Annotated in this window: 11 protein-coding genes; 6 read left to right on the top strand and 5 right to left on the bottom strand. The window is 69.0% G+C overall.

Annotation, left to right across the window (positions count from 1 at the left end; genetic code table 11):
* Window positions 1-7: 7 nt before the first annotated feature.
* The 3 genes from ACLBYA_RS12815 to ACLBYA_RS12805 all read right to left on the bottom strand — a co-directional run bounded on the left by ACLBYA_RS12815 (window position 8) and on the right by ACLBYA_RS12805 (window position 2,638).
* Entirely contained in the window at window positions 8-736 is a 729-nt protein-coding gene (locus ACLBYA_RS12815) for a phosphoadenylyl-sulfate reductase (protein WP_447709786.1), read from the bottom strand.
* Entirely contained in the window at window positions 736-2,418 is a 1,683-nt protein-coding gene (locus ACLBYA_RS12810) for a nitrite/sulfite reductase (RefSeq protein ID WP_447709785.1), read from the bottom strand. Before ACLBYA_RS12810 ends, ACLBYA_RS12815 begins: the two co-directional genes overlap by 1 nt.
* A gap of 124 nt (window positions 2,419-2,542) precedes the next feature.
* Window positions 2,543-2,638 carry an Ms4527A family Cys-rich leader peptide gene (locus ACLBYA_RS12805; protein WP_447709784.1) on the bottom strand — a complete coding sequence of 32 codons (96 nt, stop codon included), beginning with the start codon at window positions 2,636-2,638 and terminating at the stop codon, window positions 2,543-2,545.
* A gap of 94 nt (window positions 2,639-2,732) precedes the next feature.
* On the opposite strand from ACLBYA_RS12805, the gene hemW reads away from it, so the two are divergent.
* Window positions 2,733-3,875: a radical SAM family heme chaperone HemW gene (gene hemW, locus ACLBYA_RS12800; RefSeq protein WP_447709783.1), complete on the top strand. Its 1,143-nt coding sequence runs from the start codon at window positions 2,733-2,735 to the stop codon at window positions 3,873-3,875.
* 66 nt (window positions 3,876-3,941) lie between these two features.
* On the opposite strand, the gene ACLBYA_RS12795 is transcribed toward hemW, so the two are convergent.
* Window positions 3,942-9,062: a type I polyketide synthase gene (locus ACLBYA_RS12795; RefSeq protein WP_447709782.1), complete on the bottom strand. Its 5,121-nt coding sequence runs from the start codon at window positions 9,060-9,062 to the stop codon at window positions 3,942-3,944.
* Between the two features lie 132 nt (window positions 9,063-9,194).
* A complete protein-coding gene (locus ACLBYA_RS12790) occupies window positions 9,195-10,853 on the bottom strand; it encodes a (2,3-dihydroxybenzoyl)adenylate synthase (protein ID WP_447709781.1) in 1,659 nt (552 codons plus the stop codon).
* Between the two features lie 101 nt (window positions 10,854-10,954).
* Here ACLBYA_RS12790 and ACLBYA_RS12785 point away from each other — a divergent pair, with 101 nt between their 5' ends.
* The 5 genes from ACLBYA_RS12785 to ACLBYA_RS12765 are packed head-to-tail and all read left to right on the top strand — an operon-like array spanning window position 10,955 to window position 24,790.
* Window positions 10,955-14,443, top strand: coding sequence for a non-ribosomal peptide synthetase (locus tag ACLBYA_RS12785; RefSeq protein WP_447709780.1), 3,489 nt, complete (start codon window positions 10,955-10,957; stop codon window positions 14,441-14,443).
* Window positions 14,440-15,159: a thioesterase II family protein gene (locus ACLBYA_RS12780; protein WP_447709779.1), complete on the top strand. Its 720-nt coding sequence runs from the start codon at window positions 14,440-14,442 to the stop codon at window positions 15,157-15,159. Before ACLBYA_RS12785 ends, ACLBYA_RS12780 begins: the two co-directional genes overlap by 4 nt.
* Window positions 15,149-16,465 (top strand): beta-ketoacyl [acyl carrier protein] synthase domain-containing protein, encoded by a 1,317-nt coding sequence (locus ACLBYA_RS12775; RefSeq protein WP_447709778.1) that lies wholly within the window; start codon window positions 15,149-15,151, stop codon window positions 16,463-16,465. The genes ACLBYA_RS12780 and ACLBYA_RS12775 overlap by 11 nt, the downstream gene beginning before the upstream one ends.
* A complete protein-coding gene (mbtD, locus tag ACLBYA_RS12770; protein WP_447709777.1) occupies window positions 16,462-19,386 on the top strand; it encodes a mycobactin polyketide synthase MbtD in 2,925 nt (974 codons plus the stop codon). Before ACLBYA_RS12775 ends, mbtD begins: the two co-directional genes overlap by 4 nt.
* Window positions 19,379-24,790 (top strand): amino acid adenylation domain-containing protein, encoded by a 5,412-nt coding sequence (locus ACLBYA_RS12765; protein WP_447709776.1) that lies wholly within the window; start codon window positions 19,379-19,381, stop codon window positions 24,788-24,790. Before mbtD ends, ACLBYA_RS12765 begins: the two co-directional genes overlap by 8 nt.
* The last annotated feature ends 5 nt before the right edge of the window (window positions 24,791-24,795 follow it).

Genomic DNA, 24,795 nt, shown 5'->3' with positions numbered 1-24,795 from the left:
CGGATGCTCACGAGGCGTGCAGACCGCATTCGGTCTTCGCCTGCCCGGCCCAGCGTCCGCTGCGCGGATCGGCGCCCTCGGCCGGCTTGCTGGTGCACGGCGCACACCCGATGGACGGGTAGCCCTCGTAGACCAGCGGATTGACCAGGATGCCGTTGGCGTCGATGTAGGCCTGCATCTCCTCGTCGCTCCACGCGGCGATCGGGTTGATCTTCACCAGGCCGAATGCGGCATCCCAGCTGATCAGCGGGGCGTTAGCCCGGGTCGGGGCCTCCACCCGGCGGATTCCGGTCACCCACGCCGAGTAGCCCTTGAGCGCCTTGCCCAGCGGTTCGACCTTGCGCATCCGGCAGCAGGCCGCCGCATCGCGGGCGAACAGGTCCTTACCGTGCAGCTCGTCCTGACGGGCGACGCTGTCCTCCGGATGCACGTTCACCACGTGGACGTCATACACGGCCTCGACGGCGTCGCGGGTCCCGATGGTCTCGACGAAGTGATAGCCGGTGTCCAGGAACAGCACATCCACGCCGGGCCGGACCTTGGCGGCCATCTCGACCAGCACCGCGTCCTGCATGTTCGAGGCCACGATGTAGTTGCTTCCACGGGATCCACTTTCGGCACCGCCGAAGTGCTCGTCGGTCCAGCGCAGCAGTTCCTCGGCGCTGGCATCGGCCATCTCCGTCGCGCCGCGTTCGGCCAGCTTCTGCAGATCCGCTTCCATCGTCGTCACACACATCACCTCAAGTCAGCATCGTCGGCGCGTACCGCCCACTGAGCGAAACGCTCGCCGTCCTCGCGTTGTTTCACGAAATTGCGAACGACCCGCTCGATGTAGTCGCCGAGCTCGCTGGAGAGCACCTTGTGCTGGCGCAACTTGCGGCCGAAACCGCTGTCCAGGCCCAGGCTGCCGCCCAGATGCACCTGGAAACCCTCCTCGGGGCCGTTACCGTCGTCGATCATCTGACCCTTGAAACCGATATCGGCGATCTGGATGCGGGCGCACGAGTTGGGGCAGCCATTGATGTGGATGGTGATGGGGACATCGAGCTGGGCGTTGATGTCCTCGAGGCGCTTCTCCAGCTCGGGCACCAGCACCTGTGAGCGGCTGCGGGTCTCGGCGAAGGAGAGCTTGCAGAACTCGATGCCGGTGCAGGCCATCAGGTTCTTGCGCCAGTGCGACGGCGCCGACGGGAGGCCGAGTTCGTCCAGGCCGGCGCGCAGCTCCTCGAGCTTGTCATCGGGGACGTCGAGGATGATCAGCTTCTGATATGGGGTGAAGCGGACCCGGTTGGAGCCCGCCGCCTCGGCCAGCTCGGCGACCTTGGTCAGGATGGTGCCCGACACCCGACCGGCGATCGGGGCGACACCGACGGCATTGAGACCGCTTTTGAGCTTCGTCACACCGACGTGGTCGATGGGACGCGGCACCGGCACCGGCGCCACACCGTCGAGCATCGGACGCTTGAGGTACTCCGTCTCCAGAACTTCGCGGAATTTTTCGACGCCCCAGTCCTTGATCAGGAATTTCAGCCGGGCCTTGGCGCGCAGTCGGCGGTAGCCGTAGTCCCGGAACGTCGAGACGACCGCTTCCCAGACGTCGGGCACCTCGTCGAGCGGAACCCAGACACCGACCCGCTGGGCCAGCATCGGATTCGTCGACAGGCCGCCGCCGACCCACAGGTCGAACCCGGGACCGTGCTCGGGGTGGTTCACCCCGATGAACGCGACATCGTTGACCTCGTGCACAACATCCTGCAGGCCCGAGATGGCGGTCTTGAACTTGCGGGGCAGGTTGGAGTACTCGGGCTTGCCGATATAACGCTTGACGATCTCGTTGACCGCGGGGGTGCCGTCGATCACCTCGTCGGGGTGCTCACCGGCCAGCGGGGAGCCGAGCACGATGCGCGGGCAGTCGCCGCAGGCCTCGGTGGTCTGCAGACCGACCTCGTCGAGGCGACGCCAGATCTCCGGCATGTTCTCGACCTCGATCCAGTGGTACTGGACGTTCTGGCGGTCGGACAGGTCGGCGGTGTCCCTGGCAAATTCGGTCGAAATCGTCCCTAGCGTGCGCAGCGCGGCGGTGGTCAGATTGCCGCCGTCGCTGCGCACCCGCAGCATGAAGTACGAGTCCTCGAGCATGTCGGTGTTCTCGTCACCGGTCCAGGTGCCGTCGTAGCCGGGCTTGCGCTGGGTGTACAGACCCCACCAGCGGAAACGGCCGCGCAGGTCACCCTTGTCGATGCTATCGAAGCCACCCGGGGCGTAGATGTTCTCGATGCGCTGGCGCACATTGAGCGGATTGTCGTCCTTCTTGGCCTGCTCATTGGCGTTGAGCGGCTCGCGGTAACCGAGTGCCCACTGGCCTTCGCCGCGGGGGCGCTTGACGGGCTTGGCCGGCTTGTTGACGGTTTCGGTCATGTTGTCGGGGCTCCTTGTCGGGGGAGCGGCTCAGGAGATCGCGCGATCGCCGGGGGCTGGCCGGCGGCGCAGATCCGGCGGCCGCCTCATTTTTGGGGCTGGCTGATTCCGATATCGACGCAGGTCAGGGCAGACAACAACAGCTACAGATGCGCTTGAGGTCGACATGCCGCCGGACCACCAGCGCAATGCGGGTGGTGCTGTCAACGGCGGCGGTCACGTCGGCCATTCTGCCACGACGGCCGCCACCTGCCCTAACCGGGCCAGATTTGGGATCACGGTGAGCAAAACCGGCTCTGGGACAATCGTCTCCCATGAGCACGCACCTGGACTCCGCCGGCCCGTTCGGCATCTACGTCCATGTGCCGTTCTGCGCGACCCGGTGCGGGTACTGCGACTTCAACACCTACACCCCGGCCGAGCTCGGGGATGCCACCCCGGACGGCTGGCTGACCGCGGTGCGGGTCGAACTGGAACTGGCCACACAGCGGGTGGGGCCGCGGCCGGTCGAGACGGTGTTCGTCGGCGGCGGCACCCCGACCCTGCTGGGCGGCCGGGGGCTGGCCGACGTGCTGGCCGCCGTACGGGATAACTTCGACCTTGCGCCGGGCGCCGAGGTCACCACCGAGGCGAACCCGGAGTCCAGCTCACCGGCGCTGTTCGCGCAGTTGCGCGAGGCCGGTTACACGCGGATCTCGCTCGGTATGCAGTCGGCGGCCCCGCATGTGCTCAAGGTGCTCGACCGGGTGCATTCGGCCGGCCGGGCCCCGGCGGCCGCCCGGGAGGCGCGCGCCGAGGGGTTCGAACACGTCAACCTCGATCTGATCTACGGAACACCGGGGGAGACCGATGACGATCTCAAGCTGTCCGTCGAGACCGCACTCGATGCCGGGATCGACCACCTGTCGGCGTATGCGCTGATCGTCGAGGACGGCACCGCGCTGGCCCGTAAGGTGCGCCGCGGCGAGCTGCCGATGCCGGATGACGATGTGCTGGCCGACCGCTACGAACTGCTCGACGCGGCGCTGTCGGCGGCCGGTCTGCGGTGGTACGAGGTGTCCAACTGGAGCGCACCCGGCGGGGAATGTCGACACAACCTGGGCTACTGGGACGGTGGGCACTGGTGGGGCGCCGGACCGGGCGCACACGGCTTCCTCGACTCGACCCGGTGGTGGAATATCAAGCACCCCAAGGCATATGCGCAGAAGTTGGCGCAGCGCGAGCTGCCGGTCGCGGACTCCGAGGAGCTCGATGAGCAGGCCCGCCACTTCGAGGACGTGATGTTGCGCCTGCGGTTGCGCAGCGGGTTGCCGACACACGTGCTGACCGGTGCCGAGCGGGCCCGCGCCGACACCGCCGTCGCCGACGGACTGCTCACGGTGACCGATGACCGCCTGGTGCTCACCGACCGCGGCCGGTTGCTCGCCGATGCGGTGATCCGCGACCTGCTCGCCTAGCGAGCGATTTGCGCACATTCGGTGACGCTCGGCGTTACAGAATGTGCGCAAATCGCCGGGGTGGCGTCAGGGGCAGCCGGCCCCGACCTCGGTGCCGTGATCGACCGAATCATCCTCGGGCGTCAGCAGTTCCACGATCCGGGTGGTCACCGCCGCGGCGGTCGGGTGCTCCCACAGCAGGGTCGGCGGCAGGGCCAGGCCGGTCTTGCGTTCCAGCTGTTTGCGCAGCGCGACGGTCATGATCGAGTCGACCCCGATCTCGGCCAGCGGCAACCGCGGGTCGACCCCGTCCTCGGCCAGGCCGAGTTCGGCGGCGACTGTCGCGACCACCAGTTCGGCCACCCATACGGCGGTCTCGACGCCATCGCGGCCGACCTGGACAGCACCCGCGGCCGCGGTGTCCTCGGTATCGGCCGGTGCGATATCGGCGAGCATCGGCACCGACGCCGCGTCCGCATTCACCGGCAACACCACCACATGCGGCTGGTCGGCCCGCATCGCCAGGTCGAGGGCGCGCATCGCGTCGTCGGCGCCGACGGTGCCCATACCCAGCGCGCCGAGTTGGGCGGCGACGAAACTGGACGTCGAGCCCATCCCGAGGCCACGCCACGCGGTCCAGGCCACCGCCGTGGTCCGGTCACCCAGGCTGCGGCGATGCTGGGCGAACGCGTCCAGGAAACTGTTCGCGCAGGCGTAGGCACCCTGACCGGGGAATCCGGCGAGGTAACCGCACGACGAGAACAGCACCAACCAGTCCAGCTCGCCGGGTGGGAAGACCTCGTGCAGGGTGAGTGTGCCGTCCACCTTGGGATGCATCGCGGCGGCGAAATCCTCGGCGCTGGTCGCGGTCAGCAGCGCACCGGCCTCCACACCCGCGGCGTGCACAACCCCGCGTACCGGGGGCAGATCGGCCAGTGCGGCGCGCAGCTCCTCGGCGGCCGCCGCCGCGGCGATGTCGACGGCCGCGACACGCACCGTGACCCCGCGTTCCTCCAACGCTCCGATGGTGCGCGCCGGTTCCCGGTCGTTATCCCACGATGCCCGTTCGCCGGCCCCGCGCCGGGACAGCAGCACGATGCGCCGCGCTCCCACGTCGGCCAACCGGGTGGCCATCCGCGCTCCGAGCGCGCCGGTGCCACCGGTGATCAGATATGTCCCGCCGGGCGAACAGGTCAGTGCCGCAGCACGATTGGATTCGGCATGGGTCAACCGTGCGGTCAGCGCGATATCGTCGCGGACCACCACCACACCGTGGCCGCTCAGCGACGCGAGCACCCCGATCGGCAGATTGTCGTCGGCGACGTCGATGACCCCGCCCCACAGCCCGGGATGCTCGGCGGCGGCGATCCGCGACAACCCCCACAGCGGTGAGTCGCCGATCTCGCTGCCCTCGTACACACCCCGGGTCAGTGCCCAGAGCTGCGCCGGCACAGCACGTTCCACCAGATTGGTCAGGGTGTCGTGTACCGCAAGCACGGTGTCCAGCGGGGTGGCGTCGGCCTGCGGCAGCACCAGCACCACCGCACCCGCGCCGAGGGTGGCCGGGATCTCCTCGGCCGACCGGCAGATCCGGTGTGCCACATCGGCGGCCGCCAGATCGCGCATGCACCAGGCCAACGTGTGGGCGTCGCCGCCCACCAGAACCACCTGCGACGGTCGAGCATCGGACTGCCAGGCGGTGGGATGCCAGGCCAGTTGCTGCACCATCCGGGTGATGTCGTTACCGCCCGGGTTCTCCAGTTCGTCGAAGTACATCCCACCGATCGCGCCGACGACGGCGCCTGTCGGCTCCGCGATCGTCACATCGGCGACCGTGCCGGCGCCACCCCGGATGTGTAAGACGGCCGTCGATATCGGATTGCCGCGCAACTGAACCCGATCGATTCGGGCCGGCATCCGCAACCGCAGCGGGCTCTCGAAACAGATCGAGGCGGCCGAAGTCGCGGCGTCCAGCAACCCTGCCCAGGTCGCCGGGGCCGTCCCGTCGGGCTCGGCGCGTACGACGGCCAGCATCTCGCCGTCACCGCAGCGCAATTCGGTCACCTCCCACGGAAAGCCCATCGCGGCCACACCGAGACCGGCCAGCGTGTCCACGACGTGGCCGGCGGGCAGCAACTCACCGCACCGGTCCCGCACGGCCGCCACGTCGAGATCGGCGGGCAGCGCGACCGGGTCGGCGGTTCCGGCTGTGCAGTGGGTCAGCCAGTTGTCGGTGCCGGATTCGTCGTCGGAGATGCGGGAGGCCAGTGTCAGCGCACCGTCCTGCAGGACCACCTGGATATCGCGGGCCCGGCCCGGCGCGACCGGGGTACGCAACCGGATATCCGCGATATCGCCGCCCGCCGCGGTCAAGAACGTGTTGATCAGCACCGCCGCCGGAATGATCTCGGTGTCCTGCACCGGGTGATCACCCGGGTAGGGCCGGGTGTCCATGTCCACCTGGGTCTGCCACACCTTGGCGGGCACCGCCGCGGTGACCTCCAGGCGGCCGCCGAGCAGTGTGTTGCTGTCTCGGTCGTGCACACCACCGCCGCCGGGCGGGGTGGCCGGCGTGCGCCAGAAGTGCCGGTGCTGCCACTGATTGCCCGGCAGTTCCCGGGCCCACCGACTGTGCGCCGGCGCCAACGCGACCGGCGCGCCGTGGCAGTGCAACGCGGCGATCGCGGTGCTGACCGAGCGGACCTCCGGCATATTGCGCCGGTGCACCGGAAGCACACCGAAATCCTCGATCCCGTTGTGCGACAAGGTATCGACAATGGAGTGCGATACCACCGGATGCGCGGCGACCTCCAGGAACAACCGGTGGCCGTCCTCGAATGCGGCGGTGACGGCCTCTGCGAACCGGACCCGGCCGCGCAGGTTGGCCACCCAGTAGTCCGGACCGCGGACCGCCTGCGAACGCGGATCGGCCAGTGCGGTGCTGTAGAGCGGAATCGTCGGCGGCTGCGGATCCAACATCGCGGTGAGCCGGGCCAGCTCCGGGGTCAGCGCGTCCATCGCGGGGCTGTGGAAGGCGACATCGGTGTTGACCTGGCGGGTGACGATGCCCAGCGCGGTCCAGTCCTCGACCACCTGGCGGACCCCGTCGACGGTCCCGGAGATGACCGTCGACTCGGGTGAGGCGCTGATGGCGGCCACCACATCGGGGTACGCAAGCAACCGCGCCTCGGCGTCGGCGAAGGACAATGCCGCCAGTGCCATCGCGCCCTGACCCTGCACCGCGCGGAACCCGCGGGCCCGGTAGCAGGCGACCCGGGCGCCGCCGAGAAGATCGAAGACACCGGCGATGACACATGCGGCCACCTCGCCGACCGAATGACCGATGACCGCGGCCGGTGAGGCGCCGCGGGAACGCAGCACCGCGGCCAGGCCGACCTGCATCGCGAAGGTGAGCGCCTGGACCTGATCGGTGCCGCCGTGCTCACCGCTGGACAGCGCCTGACGGGCCGAGAACCCGAGTTCGGCGGCGAATACCGGTTCGATCGCATCGATGACGGCGGCGAAGGCCGGCTCGTCACGCAGCAGTTCGGCACCCATCCCGACCCAGTGCGAGCCGTGCCCGGAGCACACCCAGACCGCGCCGTGCTCGGCGCCGGGTAGCACCGATCCGGTCGCCACCGAGGAGTTGCGTTCGTCGGCCGCCAGAGCGTCCAGCCCGACGATCAGTTCCTTGTGGTCCTCGACGACCAGTGCGGCGCGCACCGGTTCGTGCGAGCGCCGCGACCACAGCGTGCCGGCGATCTCGGGCAGCGTGTCATGGGCAGAACGCAGATGGTCGGCCAGCGCCGAGGCGTTGGCCGAGCGTCGCTTCGTCGAGCGCCCCGATACCGGAATGACTTGCAGCGCAGGGGTTTCCCAGTCGGGCTCGGCGACCGGTGCGGGTGCCTCCTCAAGTAGGACGTGGGCGATGGTGCCGCCATATCCGTAGCTGCACACCGCGGCCCGGCGCGGGTGCTCGGTGCGGGGCCAGGCCTGCGTCTCGGTGTTGACCCGGAGGCCGTTGGTGGTCCAGTCGACCGCGGTGGTCGGGGTGCGTACACCGGCGGTCGGCGGCACCGCCTCGTGGTGCAGGGCCAGCGCGGCCTTCACCAGGCCCACCACACCGGCCCCGCCCTCCAGGTGCCCGGTGTTCGGTTTGACCGAGCCCACCAGACACGGCGCATCTGCCGGGCGGGCGGCGCCGTAGACCGCCGACAAGGCGGTCAGCTCGACCGGATCCCCGGTCGGGGTGCCGGTGCCGTGCGCCTCGACGTAGTCGATGGTCGCCGGGTCGATTCCCGAGGCCGTGCAGGTCCGCCGGAACATCTCTTCCTGGGCGGCGCCGTTGGGGGACATGATCCCGACGGTCTTACCGTCCTGAGCCACCGCGCCGCCGCGCACGATCGCCAGCACCCGATCGTTGTCGCGCTGGGCGTCGGACAGTCGCTTGAGCACCACCACGGCGGCACCCTCGCCGCGGCCGTAGCCGTCGGCGGATTCGTCGAAGGATTTGCACCGACCGTCCGGCGCCGTGGCACCGGCGACGTCGAGCACCCGGGTCAGTCCGGGTCCGATGAGGGCACTGACCCCACCGGCCAGCGCCAGCGAGGTCTCCCCGGCGCGCAGCAGTTGGCAGGCCTGATGCACCGCGACCAGCGATGCGGCGCAGGCCGCGTCCAGGGCGACGCTGGGGCCGCGCAGGTCGAGCAGATGTGACACCCGGTTGGCGATACCGCACAGCGCGGTGCCGATACCGGTCCAGGCCTCGATACCCGGCAGATCCTCCATGACGAGCTTGCCGTAGTCATCGGAGTTGACGCCCATCAGCACGGCGGTGTCGGTGCCGGCCAGCGACCGCGGCGGCACCCCGGCATGCTCGAGGGCCTCCCAGCTGACCTCCAGGGCGAGGCGCTGCTGCGGGTCCATCAGTTCAGCTTCGCGCGGGGACACACCGAAGAACTCGGCGTCGAAGCCCGGCAGGTCGGACAGGAAGCTGCCCCAGGATGTGGTGTCCTTCAGGATGGCGGCGTTGCGCGGGTCGCGGCGCAGATACGGTTCCCAACGATCGGCGGGCACCTCGCTCACCGCGCTGGCACCGTCGAGCAGGAACCGCCAGAACTCTGCCGGAGTGTTGACATCACCGGCCAGCCGGCATCCGATACCGACGATGGCGATCGGCTCCAGGGTGGGTTCCTGGTTATGCGTCACGGGTGCGGATCCTCTTCACGTCATTTGCATTGACACCGATCGTGGCACGTGACGACTGTGCACGGAGGGCTACGTGGTGTGCCCCCTGGCACACCCGTGGATGGAAATTCAAGTGGACGAATGTATTACCGGTCACGAGGACCTCAGCTGTTCGATGATCTGCTTCTTGTCCACCTTGCCGACCGCGGTCTTGGGCAATGTCGGCAGCGCCGCCAGCATGTCGGGTTTGGTGTGCGCCGAGACCCCGCGCTCGTCGAGGAAGGCGTTGAGCTCGGCCAGCGTGATCGGCTTACCGGAGAAAACGACTGCGGCGCAAATCTTTTCACCCAGATACTCATCGGGCATGGCCACCGCCGCCGCGGCGTAGATGCCCGGGTGGGAAAACAGGTGTTCCTCCAGGTCCGACGCCGAGACCGTCTCGCCGCCGCGGTGGATGACATCCTTGATGCGGCCGGTCACCTCGACGTAACCGGCCTTCGGGCCGTCGGTGAAGATGCGGACCCGGTCCCCGGAACGGTAGAAACCGTCCGGGCTGAACGAGCGGGCATTGGCCTCTTCGGCCCGGTAGTAGCCGTTGATGGTGTTCGGGCCGCGTACCAGCAGTTCGCCTTCGGTGCCGGGGGCGACGTCGGTGCCGTGCTCATCGACGACGCGCATCTCGTCATGCGGGGACATCGGCCGACCCTGGGTGTGCAACAGCACCTCGACCGGATCGCCGGGCCGGGTGAAGTTCAGCATGCCCTCGGCCATACCGAAGATCTGGCTCAAGCCCGGGGTCAGGTTGTCCAGGATGAACTCGGCCTCCTCGGCCGTCATCCGCGATCCGCCGACCTGGACCACCCGCAGCGAGGTGGGCAGTACCGGCTCCCAGTCGCACGCCTGCGACCAGACCTTGGCCAGGGCGTTGACCAGGCCGGTCACCGTCACCTTGTGCTTGTCGATCAGGGCGAAAGCGTTCTCCGGGCTGGGATCGGTGGTGAACACCGTGGGCGCACCGACCGTCATCGCACCGAGCAGGCCGGGGCAGCCCAGCGGGAAGTTGTGCCCGGCGGGCAGGGCGACCAGGTAGGCGTCCTCGCTGGTCATCGAGTACGCCTGCGCTGATGCCGTCGCGGTGTAGACGTAGTCGTCGTGGGTGCGGGCGATCAGTTTGGGCAGGCCGGTGGTGCCGCCGGAGACCAGCAGCAGCGCCGGGCGGCTCGGGTCGAAGTCTGCCCGGGGTGCCGGGGTGCCGACCTCGCCCGGTTCGGTCAGCGAAGACCACGCGAGATACGGTCCTGGATCGCCGTCGACGATCACGTGGCGCAGCGCGGGATGCTCGGCCTGCAATTGGGCGGCCATCTCGCGGAAGTCGAAACTGCCTGCGGTGTCCGGGATTACCAGGCCGACGGCGCCACTGACGGCGGCGAAGTGGCTCAGTTCGGCGGCGCGGTGGCCCGACAGGCACATCACCGGTACGACGCCCGCGCGCAGCAGGCCGAAGAACGCCACGGCGAACTGGGTGGTGTTGAGTAACTGGAGCAGGACCCGGTCACCGCGACGCAGGCCCAGCGCGGTCAATCGGACGGCAACCCGGTCGGCGACGGCGTCCAGTTCGGCGAAGGTATAACCGCGCTGCGAATCGATGATCGCGGTCGAATCGGGCCATTTCGAGGCACCGTTGCTGAGAATGGAATCCAGCGGCAAACCGGTCCAATACCCGGCCTGCCGGTAGGTGGCGGCGCGATCGGCCGGGAACGTGACGAAACCCTCGGTCAAATCGTCGTGTTCCTGCGGAAAAACCGTGCTCATGCTGGAAAAACCGTCCCTCTGGGTAGGTGCGTTGCCAATACGAATATAGGGTAGCCTCACTCCAGTTAGGGCAGCCTGTACTAAATCTTCGGAGGAATAGCGTGGCCGTCGCTGCGACGACATCAGAAACTGTTCGGGCCGAGGTGGCCGAACTGCTCGGGATCGGTGCAGATTCGCTGGACCCGAACGCTGACCTCATCGCCTCCGGTCTCGACTCGATCCGGATGATGTCGCTGTCGGGCCGCTGGCGCAAACAGGGCATCGAGGTCGGCTTCGCGGCACTGGCGGCCGAGCCCACCGTCGCGGCGTGGCAGGCGCTGGTGGCCGAGCATGCGCCCGCGCCGGCCGCAACGGACGACGCGGTTCTCGAGTCCATCGGCGATGATCCCGACGCCCCGTTCTCGTTGGCGCCCATCGCCCATGCGATGTGGGTGGGCCGGCACGGCGAGCAGGAACTCGGCGGCGTGGCCGCCCACCTCTATGTCGAATTCGACGGTGCCGGAGTCGATCCCGAGCGGCTCCAGCGTGCCGCCACCAAACTTGTTGCGCGTCACCCGATGCTGCGGCAGGAGATTCTGCCCGACGGAACCCAGCGGATCAGCGATCGGGGATTGCCGGTCGCCGTGTACGACCTGCGCGACGCGGCAGACGCCGAGCAGCGGTTGGAGCAGATCCGCGACGACAAATCCCATCAGCTGATGGACGACGAGGTGTTGCAGATCTCGTTGTCGCTGTTGGCAGACGGTCGTACCCGGCTGCACGTGGATATGGACATGCAGGCCGCCGACGCGGTCAGCTACCGCAACTTCATGGCCGACCTGGCGGCGTTCTACCGCGGCGCCGAGTTGCCCGACCTGCAATACACCTACCGCGAGTACCGCAACCGGCTCACCGCCCTCACCCCGCCGCCGTCGGAGACCGACCGACAGTGGTGGGCCGAACGAATCCCCGATCTGCCGGAACCGCCTGCGCTGCCATTGGTTCCGCGTGCCGAGCAGGCCAATCCGCTGCGCAACGTCCGGTTGTGGCACATCTTCGACGTGCCGACCCGCGATGCGCTGTTCGCCGCGGCCCACCGCCGGGGAGTCACACCGGCGATGGCCGTCGCGGCCGCCTACGCCAACGCGCTGGCCCGTTGGTCGAGCGACTCCCGCTTCCTGCTCAACCTGCCGATGTTCGGACGTGAGCCCTATCACCCCGATGTCGACAAGTTGGTGGGCTGCTTCACCTCCTCGCTGATGCTCGATATCGATCTGGCCGAAACCAACTCCGCGGCCTCGCGAGCCCGCGCCGTGCAGGAGGTGCTGCACAGCACGGCCGCGCATTCCTCGGTGTCCGGGCTGAGCGTGCTGCGCGATATGAGCCGGCACCGCGGCACCCAGACCCTGGCGACCATCGTCTACACCAGCGCGCTGGGTCTGGGCGACCTGTTCGCCGGGGACGTCACCGACCAGTTCGGTGAACCGGTCTGGACCATCTCGCAGGGACCGCAGGTGCTCATCGACGCGCAGGCCACCCCGCTGGCCAACGGGCTGATGATCAACTGGGACGTCCGCGTCGAGGCCTTCCCGCCCGGGGTTCCCGAGGCGATGTTCGCCTATGAGGTCGCCGAACTGCAGCGACTGGCCGACGATGACGCGGCCTGGGATGCCGTGGATCCGCCGGCACTCAGCGAGGCGTCGCGCAACGTGCGCGCGGCCGTCAACGCGACGACCGCCCCGCCCAGCGGGGACAACCTGGTCGACGGCTTCTTCCGCAATGCCGAGGCCACCCCGGATGCCGTCGCCGTCATCTCCGGCGCCGGCGAACTCAGCTACGGCGAGCTGCGCGGCCGGGTGCTGGCGGTTGCCGGTGCCGTGCAGGCGCGCGGGGTGGGCCGCGGTGACGTCGTCGCCGTGCTGGGCCCCAAGGGCGCCGAGCAGATTCCCGCGCTGCTGGGCATCCTGACCGCCGGTGCGGCCTATCTGCCGATCGGGATCGATCAGCCCGTCGACCGGGCCACCCGCATCCTGGCGACCGCGGGCGTGAAGTTCGCGCTGATCACCGGAACCGACACCCCGGCCGTGGTCGGTGAAGCCGGCATCGACTTCCTGCATGTCGGTGAGGCACAAAGCGCCACAACGGATTTCCGTGCCGTGGCCGGTACGCCGGAGGATCTGGCATATGTGCTGTTCACCTCCGGCTCCACCGGCGAACCCAAAGGTGTGGAGCTGTCCCACGACACCGTGATGAACACCCTGGAGTTCCTCTACCGGCATTTCGACATCGGATCGGATGCCCGCGCCTTGGCGCTGTCGCACCTGGAATCGGACATGTCGGTGCCCGATGTGTTCGGAACCCTGCGCGTCGGCGGGGCGATCGTGATGGTCGACGAGGATCAGCGTCGTGATCCCGACACCTGGGCGCGCCTGATCGAGACGCACCGCGTGTCGGTGGTGAACTTCATCCCGGGCTGGCTGGAGATGCTGACCGAGGTACCGGGGGATCTGTCCTCGCTGCGGGTGGTGCTCGCCGGTGGCGACTGGGTGCGCCCCGACATGGTACGGGCCCTGCGCAAACGGGCCCCGCAGATGCGGTTTGCCGGTCTGGGTGGCGCGACGGAGACCGCCGTGCACGGCACCATCTTCGAGATCGGCCCCGACGCCGGCGATGATCTGGGGATCCCGGCGAGCGCCGCCTCGGTGCCCTACGGTGTGCCGTTCGCCAACAACGCGTGCCGGGTTGTCAGCCCGGCAGGGGAGGATTGCCCGGACTGGGTGCCCGGTGAACTGTGGTTCACCGGTCGCGGTATCGCGTCGGGTTACCGCGGGCGACCGGACCTGACCGCCGAGAAGTTCGTCGAGTACGACGGCCGGACCTGGTACCGGACCGGTGATCTGGCCCGCTACTGGCCCGACGGCACCCTGGAGTTCATCGGTCGCACCGATCACCGGGTGAAGATCAGCGGCTATCGCATCGAACTCGGCGAGGTCGAGGCCGCGTTGGCGCGGGTACCCGGGGTGGGTGCCGCGGTCGCCGCTGTCGTGACCGCCGGTTCCCGCGATGTGCTCGGCGCACTGGTCCGTGTCGACGAACCCGGCATGGACGCCGCCGCGGTGACCGCGGCGCTGGTCGAGCTGGTGCCCGACCATATGATTCCGCAGCTCATCGTGGTCGGCGACCGGATCCCGTTCACCGTCGGCGGCAAGATCGACCGCAAGGCGGTGACCCTGCTGCTGTCCGAGGCCGACCTGCCCGCCGAGCGCGGCTACCGGGCGCCGTCGACCGCACTGCAGAAGGCGGTGGCGCGCATCATGGCCGAACTGCTGGGCCGCGACGATGTCGGTATCGACGACGATTTCTTCGCACTCGGCGGTGACTCGGTGATGGCCACCCAGGTGGTGGCGCATGTACGCGACTGGCTGGATACTCCGACCATCATGGTTCCCGACGTCTTCGCCACCCGCACCGTCGCGGCGCTCGCCGAGCGGCTGACCGAACGGGAAGCCGACGTCCAGCGCCTCGAGCTGGTCGCCGAGCTGTACCTGGAGGTCGCCGACATGGACGAGGCAGACGTCGAATCGCAGCTGCACACCGCGGGTCAGTCGTGACGTTCAAGCCCTGGATCAAGCGCTACCCCGGAGCAGGTCAGCCGACGCTGGTCTTCCCGCACGCCGGGGGCGCGGCACTGGCCTACCGCAACTTCGGTACCGCGTTGGCCGTCGCCGGTGCTGATGCCTATGTCATGCAGTACCCGCAGCGCGGTGACCGGCTGACCCACCCCGCACCGTCGACCGTGGGCGATCTCGCTGCCGACCTGTTCGACGGCGGCGACTGGGCTGGGCTGGGCCCGCTGCGACTCTTCGGCCACTGCATGGGTGCGGTGGTCGCATTCGAGTTCGCCCGCGTCGCCGAGAAGCACGGTGTGCCGATCAGCGCGCTGTGGGTATCGGCCAGTGAGGCACCCTCGACGGTGGCGACGGCACCGGACCTGCCGATGGCGCAGACCGAGATCCTGGCCGAGATGGTCGATCTCGGCGGTACCGACCCGCAACTGCTGGCCGATGACGATTTTGTCGAGCTGTTGCTGATGGCGGTGCGGGCCGACTATGCGGCGTTCAACCGGTACGCCTGTGGTGACGATATCCGCATCGGTGCCGATATCCACACCCTCGGCGGTGAGAGCGACCACCGTATCGACGAGAACATGTTGCGGCAGTGGGAAACCCACACCAATGGTGCGTTCACGGTATCGATGTTCGACGGCGGCCACTTCTACATCAACGACCACACCGCGGATGTGGCGGAGCTTGTGCATGCGCTCTGAGAACACCGATCCGGTAGTGATCGTCGGGATGGCTCTGGAGGCGCCCGGCGGCGTCGACTCGACAGACAGCTACTGGGACCTTCTGGCCGGACGCCGGGAGGCGCTCGGCCCGTTCCCCGACGACCGCGGCTGGTCGATCGCCGACCTGCTGGACGGATCGCGGCGCGACGGTTTCAAGGAGATCCACGATCTCGGTGGGTTCCTCACCGATGCAGCGACGTTCGACCCCGCCTTCTTCGGGATCTCGCCGCGGGAGGCGACCGCCATGGATCCGCAGCAGCGGGTCGCACTGCGGCTGGCGTGGCGGGCCCTGGAACACAGCGGGATCAATCCCGACGACCTGGCCGGTGCGGACGTCGGTTGTTATATCGGTGCCTCGGCGCTGGAGTACGGCCCGCAACTGTCTGAATACTCCAGCCACAGCGGACATCTCATCACCGGTACCTCGCTCGGCGTCATCTCCGGACGGATCGCCTACACCCTGGATCTGGCCGGACCCGCGCTGACCGTGGACACCTCGTGTTCCTCGGCGCTGGCCGCACTGCACACCGCCGCCGGTGCCATCGCCAACGGTGACTGCGAGATGGCGATCACCGGTGGGGTCTGCGTGATGGGAACTCCGGGTTACTTCGTCGAGTTCTCCAAGCAGCACGCGCTTTCCGATGACGGGCACTGCCGGCCGTACAGCACCGGGGCCAGTGGCACCGTCTGGGCCGAGGGCGCCGGGTTGTTCGTCCTGCAGCGGCGATCGGCGGCATTGCGCGACGGCAGGCGGGTGTTGGCCGAGGTCCTCGCGAGCGGGGTCAACCAGGACGGCCGAACCATCGGTCTGACCGCGCCCAGCGGGGCGGCCCAGGAACGCCTGTTCGCCCGGACCATGGCGGGGGCCGGGGTCCGTCCCGAGGATGTCGGCATGATCGAGGGCCACGGCACCGCCACCCGACTGGGTGATCGCACCGAACTGCGGGCGCTGGCCAAGACCTACGGGGCCACCGCCGAACCCGGAACCGGTGCACTGCTGGGGTCGGTGAAGTCCAATGTCGGCCACACCCAGGCCGCCGCCGGGGCGCTGGGGCTGGCCAAGGTGATCATCGCGGCGCAACGCGGCGCGGTGCCCCCGAGCCTGCACAGCGAGCATGCCAGCCGCGAAATCAACTGGGGTGCACAGGGTTTGCGTCTGGCCGACAATGTGACCGAGTGGCCGGCCCGTGACGGTGCACGGGTCGCTGCGGTATCGGCGTTCGGGATGAGCGGCACCAACACCCATGTCATCGTGAAGATGCCCGAGCAGGGGGAGGCCGCGTGAGCACGTCGCCACCACTGCCGGACGGCCGGACTGCGGTGCTGCTGAGCGCGCACGCCGAGGAACTGATCGGCGCCGACGCCACCGCGATCCTCGACCATCTGAGCCGCCGCCCCGCCGTGACCGAGGTGTCGCGGGTGGCTGCCACGGTGCTGCGCACCCGGCGGATGCGCAAGTACCGTGCGCTGATCCGAGCCGCCGACCGGTCCGAGTTGACCGCCGCCCTGCAGGCCTTGGCGTCCGGTGACGACCATCGGTTGGTCACCCGCTCCGAGCAGAGTGGCGACCGGCGAATCTGTTTCGTGTTCCCGGGGCAGGGCAGCCAATGGCCGTCGATGGGAGTCGAGGCCTACACCGCACTACCGGTCTACGCCGCCGAGGTCGACCGGTGTGTGGCAGTCTTCGACGCGGCTGGATTCGCCTCGCCGCTGGCCTATCTGATGGCCGACCCGGCAGCGCAGACCAACGACTTCACCCAGGTTCAGATCCAGGGCGCACAATTTGTCCACGGTGTCGCGCTGGCCAGGGTCTGGCAATCATTCGGTGTGACACCGGATATCACGGTGGGGCACAGTCTCGGCGAGATCGGTGCGGCCTATATCGCCGGCGCCATCACGCTGGCCGATGCGGTGGGCATCGTGGCGGCCCGCGCGACGCTGCTGGACCGGCTGACCGGTCCCTACCGGGTGGCGGTGCTCGGCATGAGCCCCGAGCGGGCGCAGGCCGAGATCGACGCCACACCGGGTTGGCTGGAACTGTCGGTGGTCAACTCGGCTTCCTCGGTCGCCGTCTCCGGCGACACCGATGCGGTTGCGGCCGTGGTCGCCCGGGTTGCCGAGGCCGGCGGGTTCGCCCGCGAGATCGAGATGTGGTTCCCTGCGCACACCACCAAACTGGACCCGCTGCGTGCCGACCTCGAAAATCTGCTCCCCGAAGGCACATTCGACGGCACCGCGGTGCAGTTCATCGGTTCGGCCACCGCCCAGCCGGTGCCTGCGGGAACCGATTTCGCCGAGTACTGGTACACCAACCTGCGCAGCACCGTCCGGTTCGATCAGGCGGTGGCAGCGGCGGTGACCGCCGGTGCGGACACCTTTGTCGAGATGTCGGCGCATCCGGCGTTGTTGTTCGCGATGGGTGATGTACTCGACGGGCTGGAATCGGCGGCGCAACCGCTGGTCGTCGGATCGGGACGGCGCGATGAACCACTCGTGGACCGGCTGTCGGCCAATGCGGCCGCGGTGTGGCTGTCCGACCGGGGCCGCCGGTGGGAGGCACCGGACGTGGCACTGCTGCCGGACTTCCCGTTCGCCCCGATGCGCTCGGCACACTATTGGGCCGCACCGGACCCGCTGCCCCCGGTGCCGGGTCTGAAGGTACTGACCGAGGCCTGGGAACCCGCCACCGTACGCCAAGCGACGGGCCGTCGCGCCGCCGTGGTGGACCTGGGTGCCGCCCCGGAACTCGTTGCCGCGCTGCACACCCGGCTGGCGATCACCGAACCGGGCGAGGCGGACCTGCTGGTGGTGCTGGCACCGGTCACCGACCAACTCGACGCCGCCGGCGCCGGTGCGGACCTCACCGCACGGATCGAGACCGGACTGCTGCGCTACCCCGAGGCCATCGGCCCGTCGACCCGCGACGTCTGGCTGGTCACCGTCGGTGGTGAGCAGGTGCGTGATACCGAACCCGGACCGCTGCCCGCCCAGGCGGCGCTGGCGGCCATGCACCGCAGCATCGGACTCGAACATCCCGACCACGAGTTCGGCCACCTGGACCTGCCGTCCGGGCAACCGGACGACGCGACCGCGTCGATGGCGGCCGCGATACTGCAGGGTGCGGTGGCCGAGATCGCGGTGCGCGACACCGATTCGGGTCCGGCGCCGTTCCGGCACGCCTGCGTCGACGCCGGGCCGCGCGCTCCGCGGTGGCCGGCGTCGACCTTCGACGAGGTCGTCATCACCGGTGGTTCCGGAGCCGTGGGAACACAGTTCCTGGCCTACCTGGCCGCGCACGGCGCACGGCGCATCGTGCTGCTCGGTCGTGGCCCGGTGGATCCGCAGCACCTGCAGATCCCGGGCGTCGAGGTGGCGGCACCGCGCTGCGATATCACCGATGACGCCGCACTGGCCGCGATCGCCGCCGAATTCGGCGGCGGGGGAGCATCATTGGTCATCCATGCGGCCGGGGTGGCGCGTATCGCCGGGCACCGCGACGTCACCGCGGACAGCTTCACCGATACCGTGGCGGCCAAGGTCACCGGCCTGGCCAACATGGCGCGGACCTGGCCGCTGCGCGACGACGTCCGAATCATCCTGTGCTCTTCGGTGTCCGGGCTGTGGGGCGGTGCCGGGCACACCGCCTATGCCGCGGCCAACCGGCTCACCGACGTGCTGGCCGCGCAGCTGCGGGCCGACGGCAGGCAGTGCACCGCGGTGCGCTGGGGCCTGTGGCCGGGTGACGGCATCATCGATGCCGACGAGGTCGGCCGCGTCGAACGGGTGGGACTGCGCCCGATGGTGCCCGAGCGTGCCATCGACGCCTGCCTGCGCGAGCACACCGGTGACCCGGTGATCTTCACCGCGGACACCACCCGGCTGGACCAGTTCCTCGGTCGGGCCGAAACGGCCGAACCGGCCGCGCCGAGCGGGACCGAACCCGCACTGGAGGGACTCGATGCGGCCGATGTGCTGCGGGTGGCGCTGGCGGCGGTGTTGAACACCCCCGCCGACATCGCACCCGAGCCGTCGGCGTCGCTGCTCGATCTGGGTGTCGACTCACTGTTGGCGCTCGACCTACGCAAGAAGCTCAAGAAGGCCACCGGCGCCAACGTGCCGCTGGCCACGATCCTCGGCGGCGCGACCGTCGCCGAGGTCATCGAGCACATGGAACACACTGAAAAGAAGGCACTTTCGCGTGACTGACACGTCATCTATCCCGTCGCTGCGCTCGCCCCAGGAGGCCAATCCCCGCCTCGAACTGATGCGACGCAAGCTCGCCGAAAGGGGGCTGGCTGCCACGCTGGCCGAACCCGGTGGCCAGACCGGGCTGTCGGACGGCCAGCGCCGGATGTGGTTCGTGCAGGCCTTCGATCCGACTGGTGTGCTGCTCAACATCAGCCTGTCCTACCGGCTGACCGGTCCGCTGGACGCCGAGCGGCTGCACACCGCACTGCGGGCCGTCGCACAGCGGCACCCGTTGCTGCGCACCACCTATGCCGCCGACGAGAACGGCGAACCCCAGGAAACCCTGCACGCGAACCTGGAGCCGGCGTGGGCCTTGCACGACCTGTCCGAGATGTCCGAACGCGCCCGCGGGTTACGCCTGGAGGTGCTGGCCCAACGCGAGTTCGGCACCGCCTTCGACCTGAGCACCGATTCGCCGCTGCGCATCACGCTGGTGCGCCTCGCCGCCGACGAGCACATGATGCTGCTGGTCGCCCACCACATCGCCTGGGACGACGGCTGCTGGCGGATCTTCTTCGATGATCTGACCCAGGCCTACGGCGGCGCCGCGCTGGGCCCCACACCCGCCGCACCGGTGCTGCCTGCCGACACCGGTGACGAGGATCTGGCGCATTGGCGCCAGGTGATGGCCGATCCGCCCGAGCCGCTGGAACTTCCGGGCCCGACCGGGTCGGCAGTGCCCACCGCGTTCCGCTCTCAGCGCACCACCCTGACCCTGGCGCCGGACACCGTCGTGAAGGTCACCGACCTGGCCCGCGAGACCGGCTCGACGCCGTACATGGTGCTGCTGGCCGCGTTCGGCGCGCTGATCTACCGCTACACCCACACCGACGACTTCCTGGTCGCCACCCCGGTGCTCAACCGTGGCTCCGACGAGGCGCTGGGCTACTACGGCAACACCGTCGTCATGCGGCTGCGGCCGCAGCCCCGCAACGGCTTCCGCGATCTGGTGGCGGCCACCCGCGACACCGCGCTGGGCGCGTTCGCCCATCAGCGCATCAACCTGGACCGGGTGGTCCGCGAGATCAACCCGGACCGGCGCCACGGCGCCGAACGCATGACACGGATCAGCTTCGGCTTCCGCGAACCGGATGGCGGCGGCTTCAGCCCCGACGGTGTGCGGTGCGAGCGCGGCGAGCTACGCGGTCACGTCACCCAGTTGCCGCTGGGATTCATGGTCGAGTGGGACGGCGAGAACGGTGCGGTGACCGTCGAGGCCGAGCACCTGACCGAGGTGATCGGGGCCGACCTGGCCGCCCGGATGCTGGACTCGTTCGCCGTGCTGCTCGAGGGTGCGCTGGCCGCACCGGATCGCGCGCTGGCCGGGTTGGATGTGTTGTCGCCCAAGGACGCCGAGTGGCTGCGCGCGGTGTCTACCGGCGAAGATTTCGAGTTCGCGCCGATGACACTCACCGCGGCGGTGGAGGATCAGGTCGCCGAGACCCCCGACAACACCGCCGTGGTCTACGAGGGCCGCCATTACAGCTACCGCGAGATCAACGAGACCGCGAACCGGTTGGCGCACTGGCTGATCGCCCACGGCATCGGGGCCGAGGACCGCGTCGCGGTGCTGATGAACAAGGGCCCGGCGCTGGTGATCTGCGCGCTGGGCATCGTCAAGGCCGGCGCGATCTACCTGCCGATCGACCCCGAGTACCCCGAGGACCGGCTGAACTACATCCTGTCCGATTCGGATCCGAAAGCCGTGCTGCGGGAACTGCCCGCCGACCTGGACGGCCACCGCACCGACAATCCGACCGATGCCGACCGGGTGCGCCCGCTGCGTCCGGAGAACACCGCGTACCTGATCTACACCTCGGGGTCGACGGGTCTGCCCAAGGGTGTACCGGTGCCGCACCGCCCGATCGCGGAGTACTTTGCCTGGTTCGGTGACGAATATCAGGTCACCGAGGCCGACCGGCTGCTGCAGGTGGCCTCGCAGGGATTCGACGTGTCGATCGGCGAGATCTTCGGGATGCTGGCCGCCGGTGCGCGCCTGGTGATCCCGAAGCCGGACGGCCTGACCGATATCGGGTACCTGACCGACCTGCTGCGCAACGAGGGTGTCACCTCGATGCACTTCGTGCCCTCGCTGCTGGGGCTGTTCCTGTCGCTGCCCGGGGTCAACGAATGGCGCACCCTGCAGCGCGTCCCGATCGGTGGTGAGGCCCTGCCCGGCGAGGTCGCCGACAAGTTCCACGCGATGTTCGACTCGTTGCTGCACAACTTCTACGGGCCCACCGAGACGGTGATCAACTGCTCGCGCTTCAAGGTCGAGGGCAAACAGGGCTCCCGCATCGTGCCGATCGGCACCCCGAAGATCAACACCACCATCCACCTGCTCGACGATTTCCTGCAGCCGGTGCCGGTCGGTGTCATCGGTGAGATCTACATCGGCGGAACACATGTCGCGAACGGCTACCACCGGCGCTGGGGCCTGACGGCGGAACGCTTCGTGGCCGACCCGTTCAACCCCGGTGCGCGCATGTACCGATCCGGCGACCTGGCCCGCCGTAACGCCGACGGTGATATCGAATTCGTCGGCCGCGCCGACGAGCAGGTCAAGATCCGGGGCTTCCGGATCGAACTCGGCGAGGTCGCGGCCGCGATCTCGGTCGACCCGTCGGTCGGCCAGGCCGTCGTCATCGCCGCCGATGTGGCCGGCCTGGGCAAGAGCCTGGTGGCGTATGTGACCCCGGCTGCCGACGGTGGCACCGTCGAGGTCGACCGCATCCGGGCCCGGGTGGCCGCGGCGCTGCCGGAGTACATGATCCCGGCCGGCTATGTCGAGATCGACGAGATCCCGATCACCGCGCACGGCAAGATCGACCGAAAGGCGTTGCCGGAGCCGGAGATCTCGGTGGCCACCGAGTACCGCGAGCCCACCACCGACACCGAGCGTCAGATCGCCGGCCTGTTCGGTGACCTGCTCGGTCGTGAGCAGGTGGGTGCCGACGACTCGTTCTTCGAGTTCGGGGGGCACTCGCTGCTGGCCACCAAGCTGGTCGCTGCGATCCGCTCGCAAAGCCGGGTGGATATCGGGGTGCAGGAGATCTTCGAACTCGCCACCGTCACCGCGATCGCCGTCCATATCGACGCCATCGCGGCGGCGGGCGGCCGGTCGGACCGGCCGCCGGTGGTGACGATCAGCCACGACGGTCCGTTGCAGATGTCCGCGGCGCAGCTGCGCCAGTGGTTCCAGTTCCGCATCGACGGCCCGAACCCGGTGAACAACATCCCGTTCGCCGCGCGGCTCTCCGGCCCCAACGATCCCGCCGCCTTCGTCGCCGCGGTCAACGATGTGGTGGCTCGGCATGAAATCTTGCGCACCACCTACCGTGAGATCGACGGTGCGCCGTATCAGATCATCAATCCGGTCGCCGAGATCCCGGTGCGCCGGGCCCGCGGCGAGGGCGAGGAGTGGCTGCAGACCGAGCTGACCGCCGAACGCCGGTACTGCTTCGATCTGGAGAACGACTGGCCGATCCGCGCCGCCGTGCTGAGTACGAAATCGGGCACCGCCGAAGAACAGCATGTGCTGTCGCTGGTGGTGCACCACATCGCCGCCGATCACTGGTCGGCCGGTGTGCTGTTCACCGATATCCTGACCGCCTATCGGGCCCGGGTCGCCGGTGCGGCACCCGAGTTCGAGCCGCTGCCGGTGCAGTACGCCGACTACGCGGCCTGGCAGGCCGAACTGCTCGGGGGCGGCACCCCGAGCATCGAGGCACAGCGCGAGTACTGGGTATCGCAGCTGTCGGGTCTGCCCGAGGAGAACGGACTGCGGCCGGACTTCCCGCGCCCGCCGGTACCGGACGGTGAAGGCGATGCGTGGGCGTTCAGCATCGACACCGACACCCGGGCCAAGCTGGCCGAGCTGACCCGCGAACTGGGTATCACCGAATTCATGCTGTTGCAGGCCGCCGTCGCGGTCGCGCTGCACAAGGCCGGTGAGGGCACCGACATTCCACTGGGCACACCGGTGGCCGGGCGCACCGAGCCCGAATTGGACGGGCTGATCGGGTTCTTCATCAACATCCTGGTGCTGCGCAACAACCTCGACGGCAATCCGACCGTCCGTGAGGTGCTGCGGCGGGCCCGCGAGATGGCGTTGGGCGCGTACGCGCACCAGGATCTGCCGTTCGACCGGGTCGTCGAGGCCGTCGCCCCGGTGCGGTCGCTGTCACGCAACCCGCTGTTCGGTGTGGTCGTGCATGTTCGTGAGGAGCTTCCCGCCGACCGGGTCATCGCCTCCGGACCCGATGGGGAAACCCGTTTCACGGCACTGGAACCGACCTTCGACGTGGCGCACGCCGACCTCTCGCTGAATTTCTTCGCCGAGACGGCACCCGACGGCAGCCCGGCGGGTTATGCGGGCACGGTCATCTACCGCACCGAGCTGTACCGCCCGGACACCGCCGGACGGTTGGTGAGCTGGCTGCACCGGGTCATCGAGGCGTTCGCCGAGGATCCCGGTGCCACCCTGCGCGATATCACCATCGCCGGCGGCGATCAGCCGATCACCGATTTCAGTGCCGCCACCGCGCCACTGACCGGCCTGCCGCAGACCGCCGGCGCCGACCGGGTGTACCTGCTCGACGAATGGCTGGCGCCCGTCCCCGTCGGTGTCATCGGTGATGTCTACTACGCCGGTGGTGCCATCGACGCCGCAGCCGAAAAGAGCAATTCGGCAACGTCATTCCGGTATTTGGCGAATCCGCTGGAGGGCGGCGCGCACCTGTACCGCACCGGTGACCGGGCCCGCTGGACCGCCGAGGGCACGTGCGAGTACGTCGAACGCGGCGACCACGAGGTGCAGGCGGCGCTGGAGGCGCTGCCCGGGGTCGCGGCGGCGACCACCCGATTCTGGGAGACCCGCGGCGGTTCGGTGCTGGGCGGTTACCTGGTGCTGACCGGTCCGGAAACCCCCGTGCTGCCGGAACACCTTGCCGCGCTGCCCATCACGGTGCTCGATTCGCTGACCGGGGTACTGCCGCGACCGGTGGTCACCTCGACCGCGCCGAGCGAGCCGGCCCGCACCGACACCGAACGGACGCTGGCGGCCATGTTGAACGACCTTCTGGCGGTGGAGGAATTCGGTCGCAACGACGATTTCTTCACCCTGGGCGGTGACAGCATCCTGGCCGTGCAGCTGGCGGCACGGGCCCGTGACACCGGTGTGCCGCTGACCGCACGGATGGTGTTCGAGCATCCGGTGCTGGCCGAGTTGGCCGCTGCTGTGGATGCCAAGGCGGGTCAGGCCGTCGCGGCCGACACCCGCCACGAACCGATGACCGCCTCGGGCCTGTCCCCGGACGAGCTGGCTGCACTGGCCGCGGGCTGGGGCAACGAACAGAAGTGAACGGC

The organism is Mycobacterium sp. C31M (genome assembly GCF_053345865.1).
Note: the sequence above shows the minus strand (reverse complement) of the source record. Positions and strands in the feature narration are given on the sequence as shown.

Bases quoted from the DNA above. Each gene is read 5' to 3' on its own strand.
- ACLBYA_RS12815 (WP_447709786.1), bottom strand. From the start codon at position 736: ATGTGTGTGACGACGATGGAAGCGGATCTGCAGAAGCTGGCCGAACGC.
- ACLBYA_RS12810 (WP_447709785.1), bottom strand. From the start codon at position 2,418: ATGACCGAAACCGTCAACAAGCCGGCCAAGCCCGTCAAGCGCCCCCGC.
- hemW (WP_447709783.1), top strand. From the start codon at position 2,733: ATGAGCACGCACCTGGACTCCGCCGGCCCGTTCGGCATCTACGTCCAT.
- ACLBYA_RS12790 (WP_447709781.1), bottom strand. From the start codon at position 10,853: ATGAGCACGGTTTTTCCGCAGGAACACGACGATTTGACCGAGGGTTTC.
- ACLBYA_RS12775 (WP_447709778.1), top strand. From the start codon at position 15,149: ATGCGCTCTGAGAACACCGATCCGGTAGTGATCGTCGGGATGGCTCTG.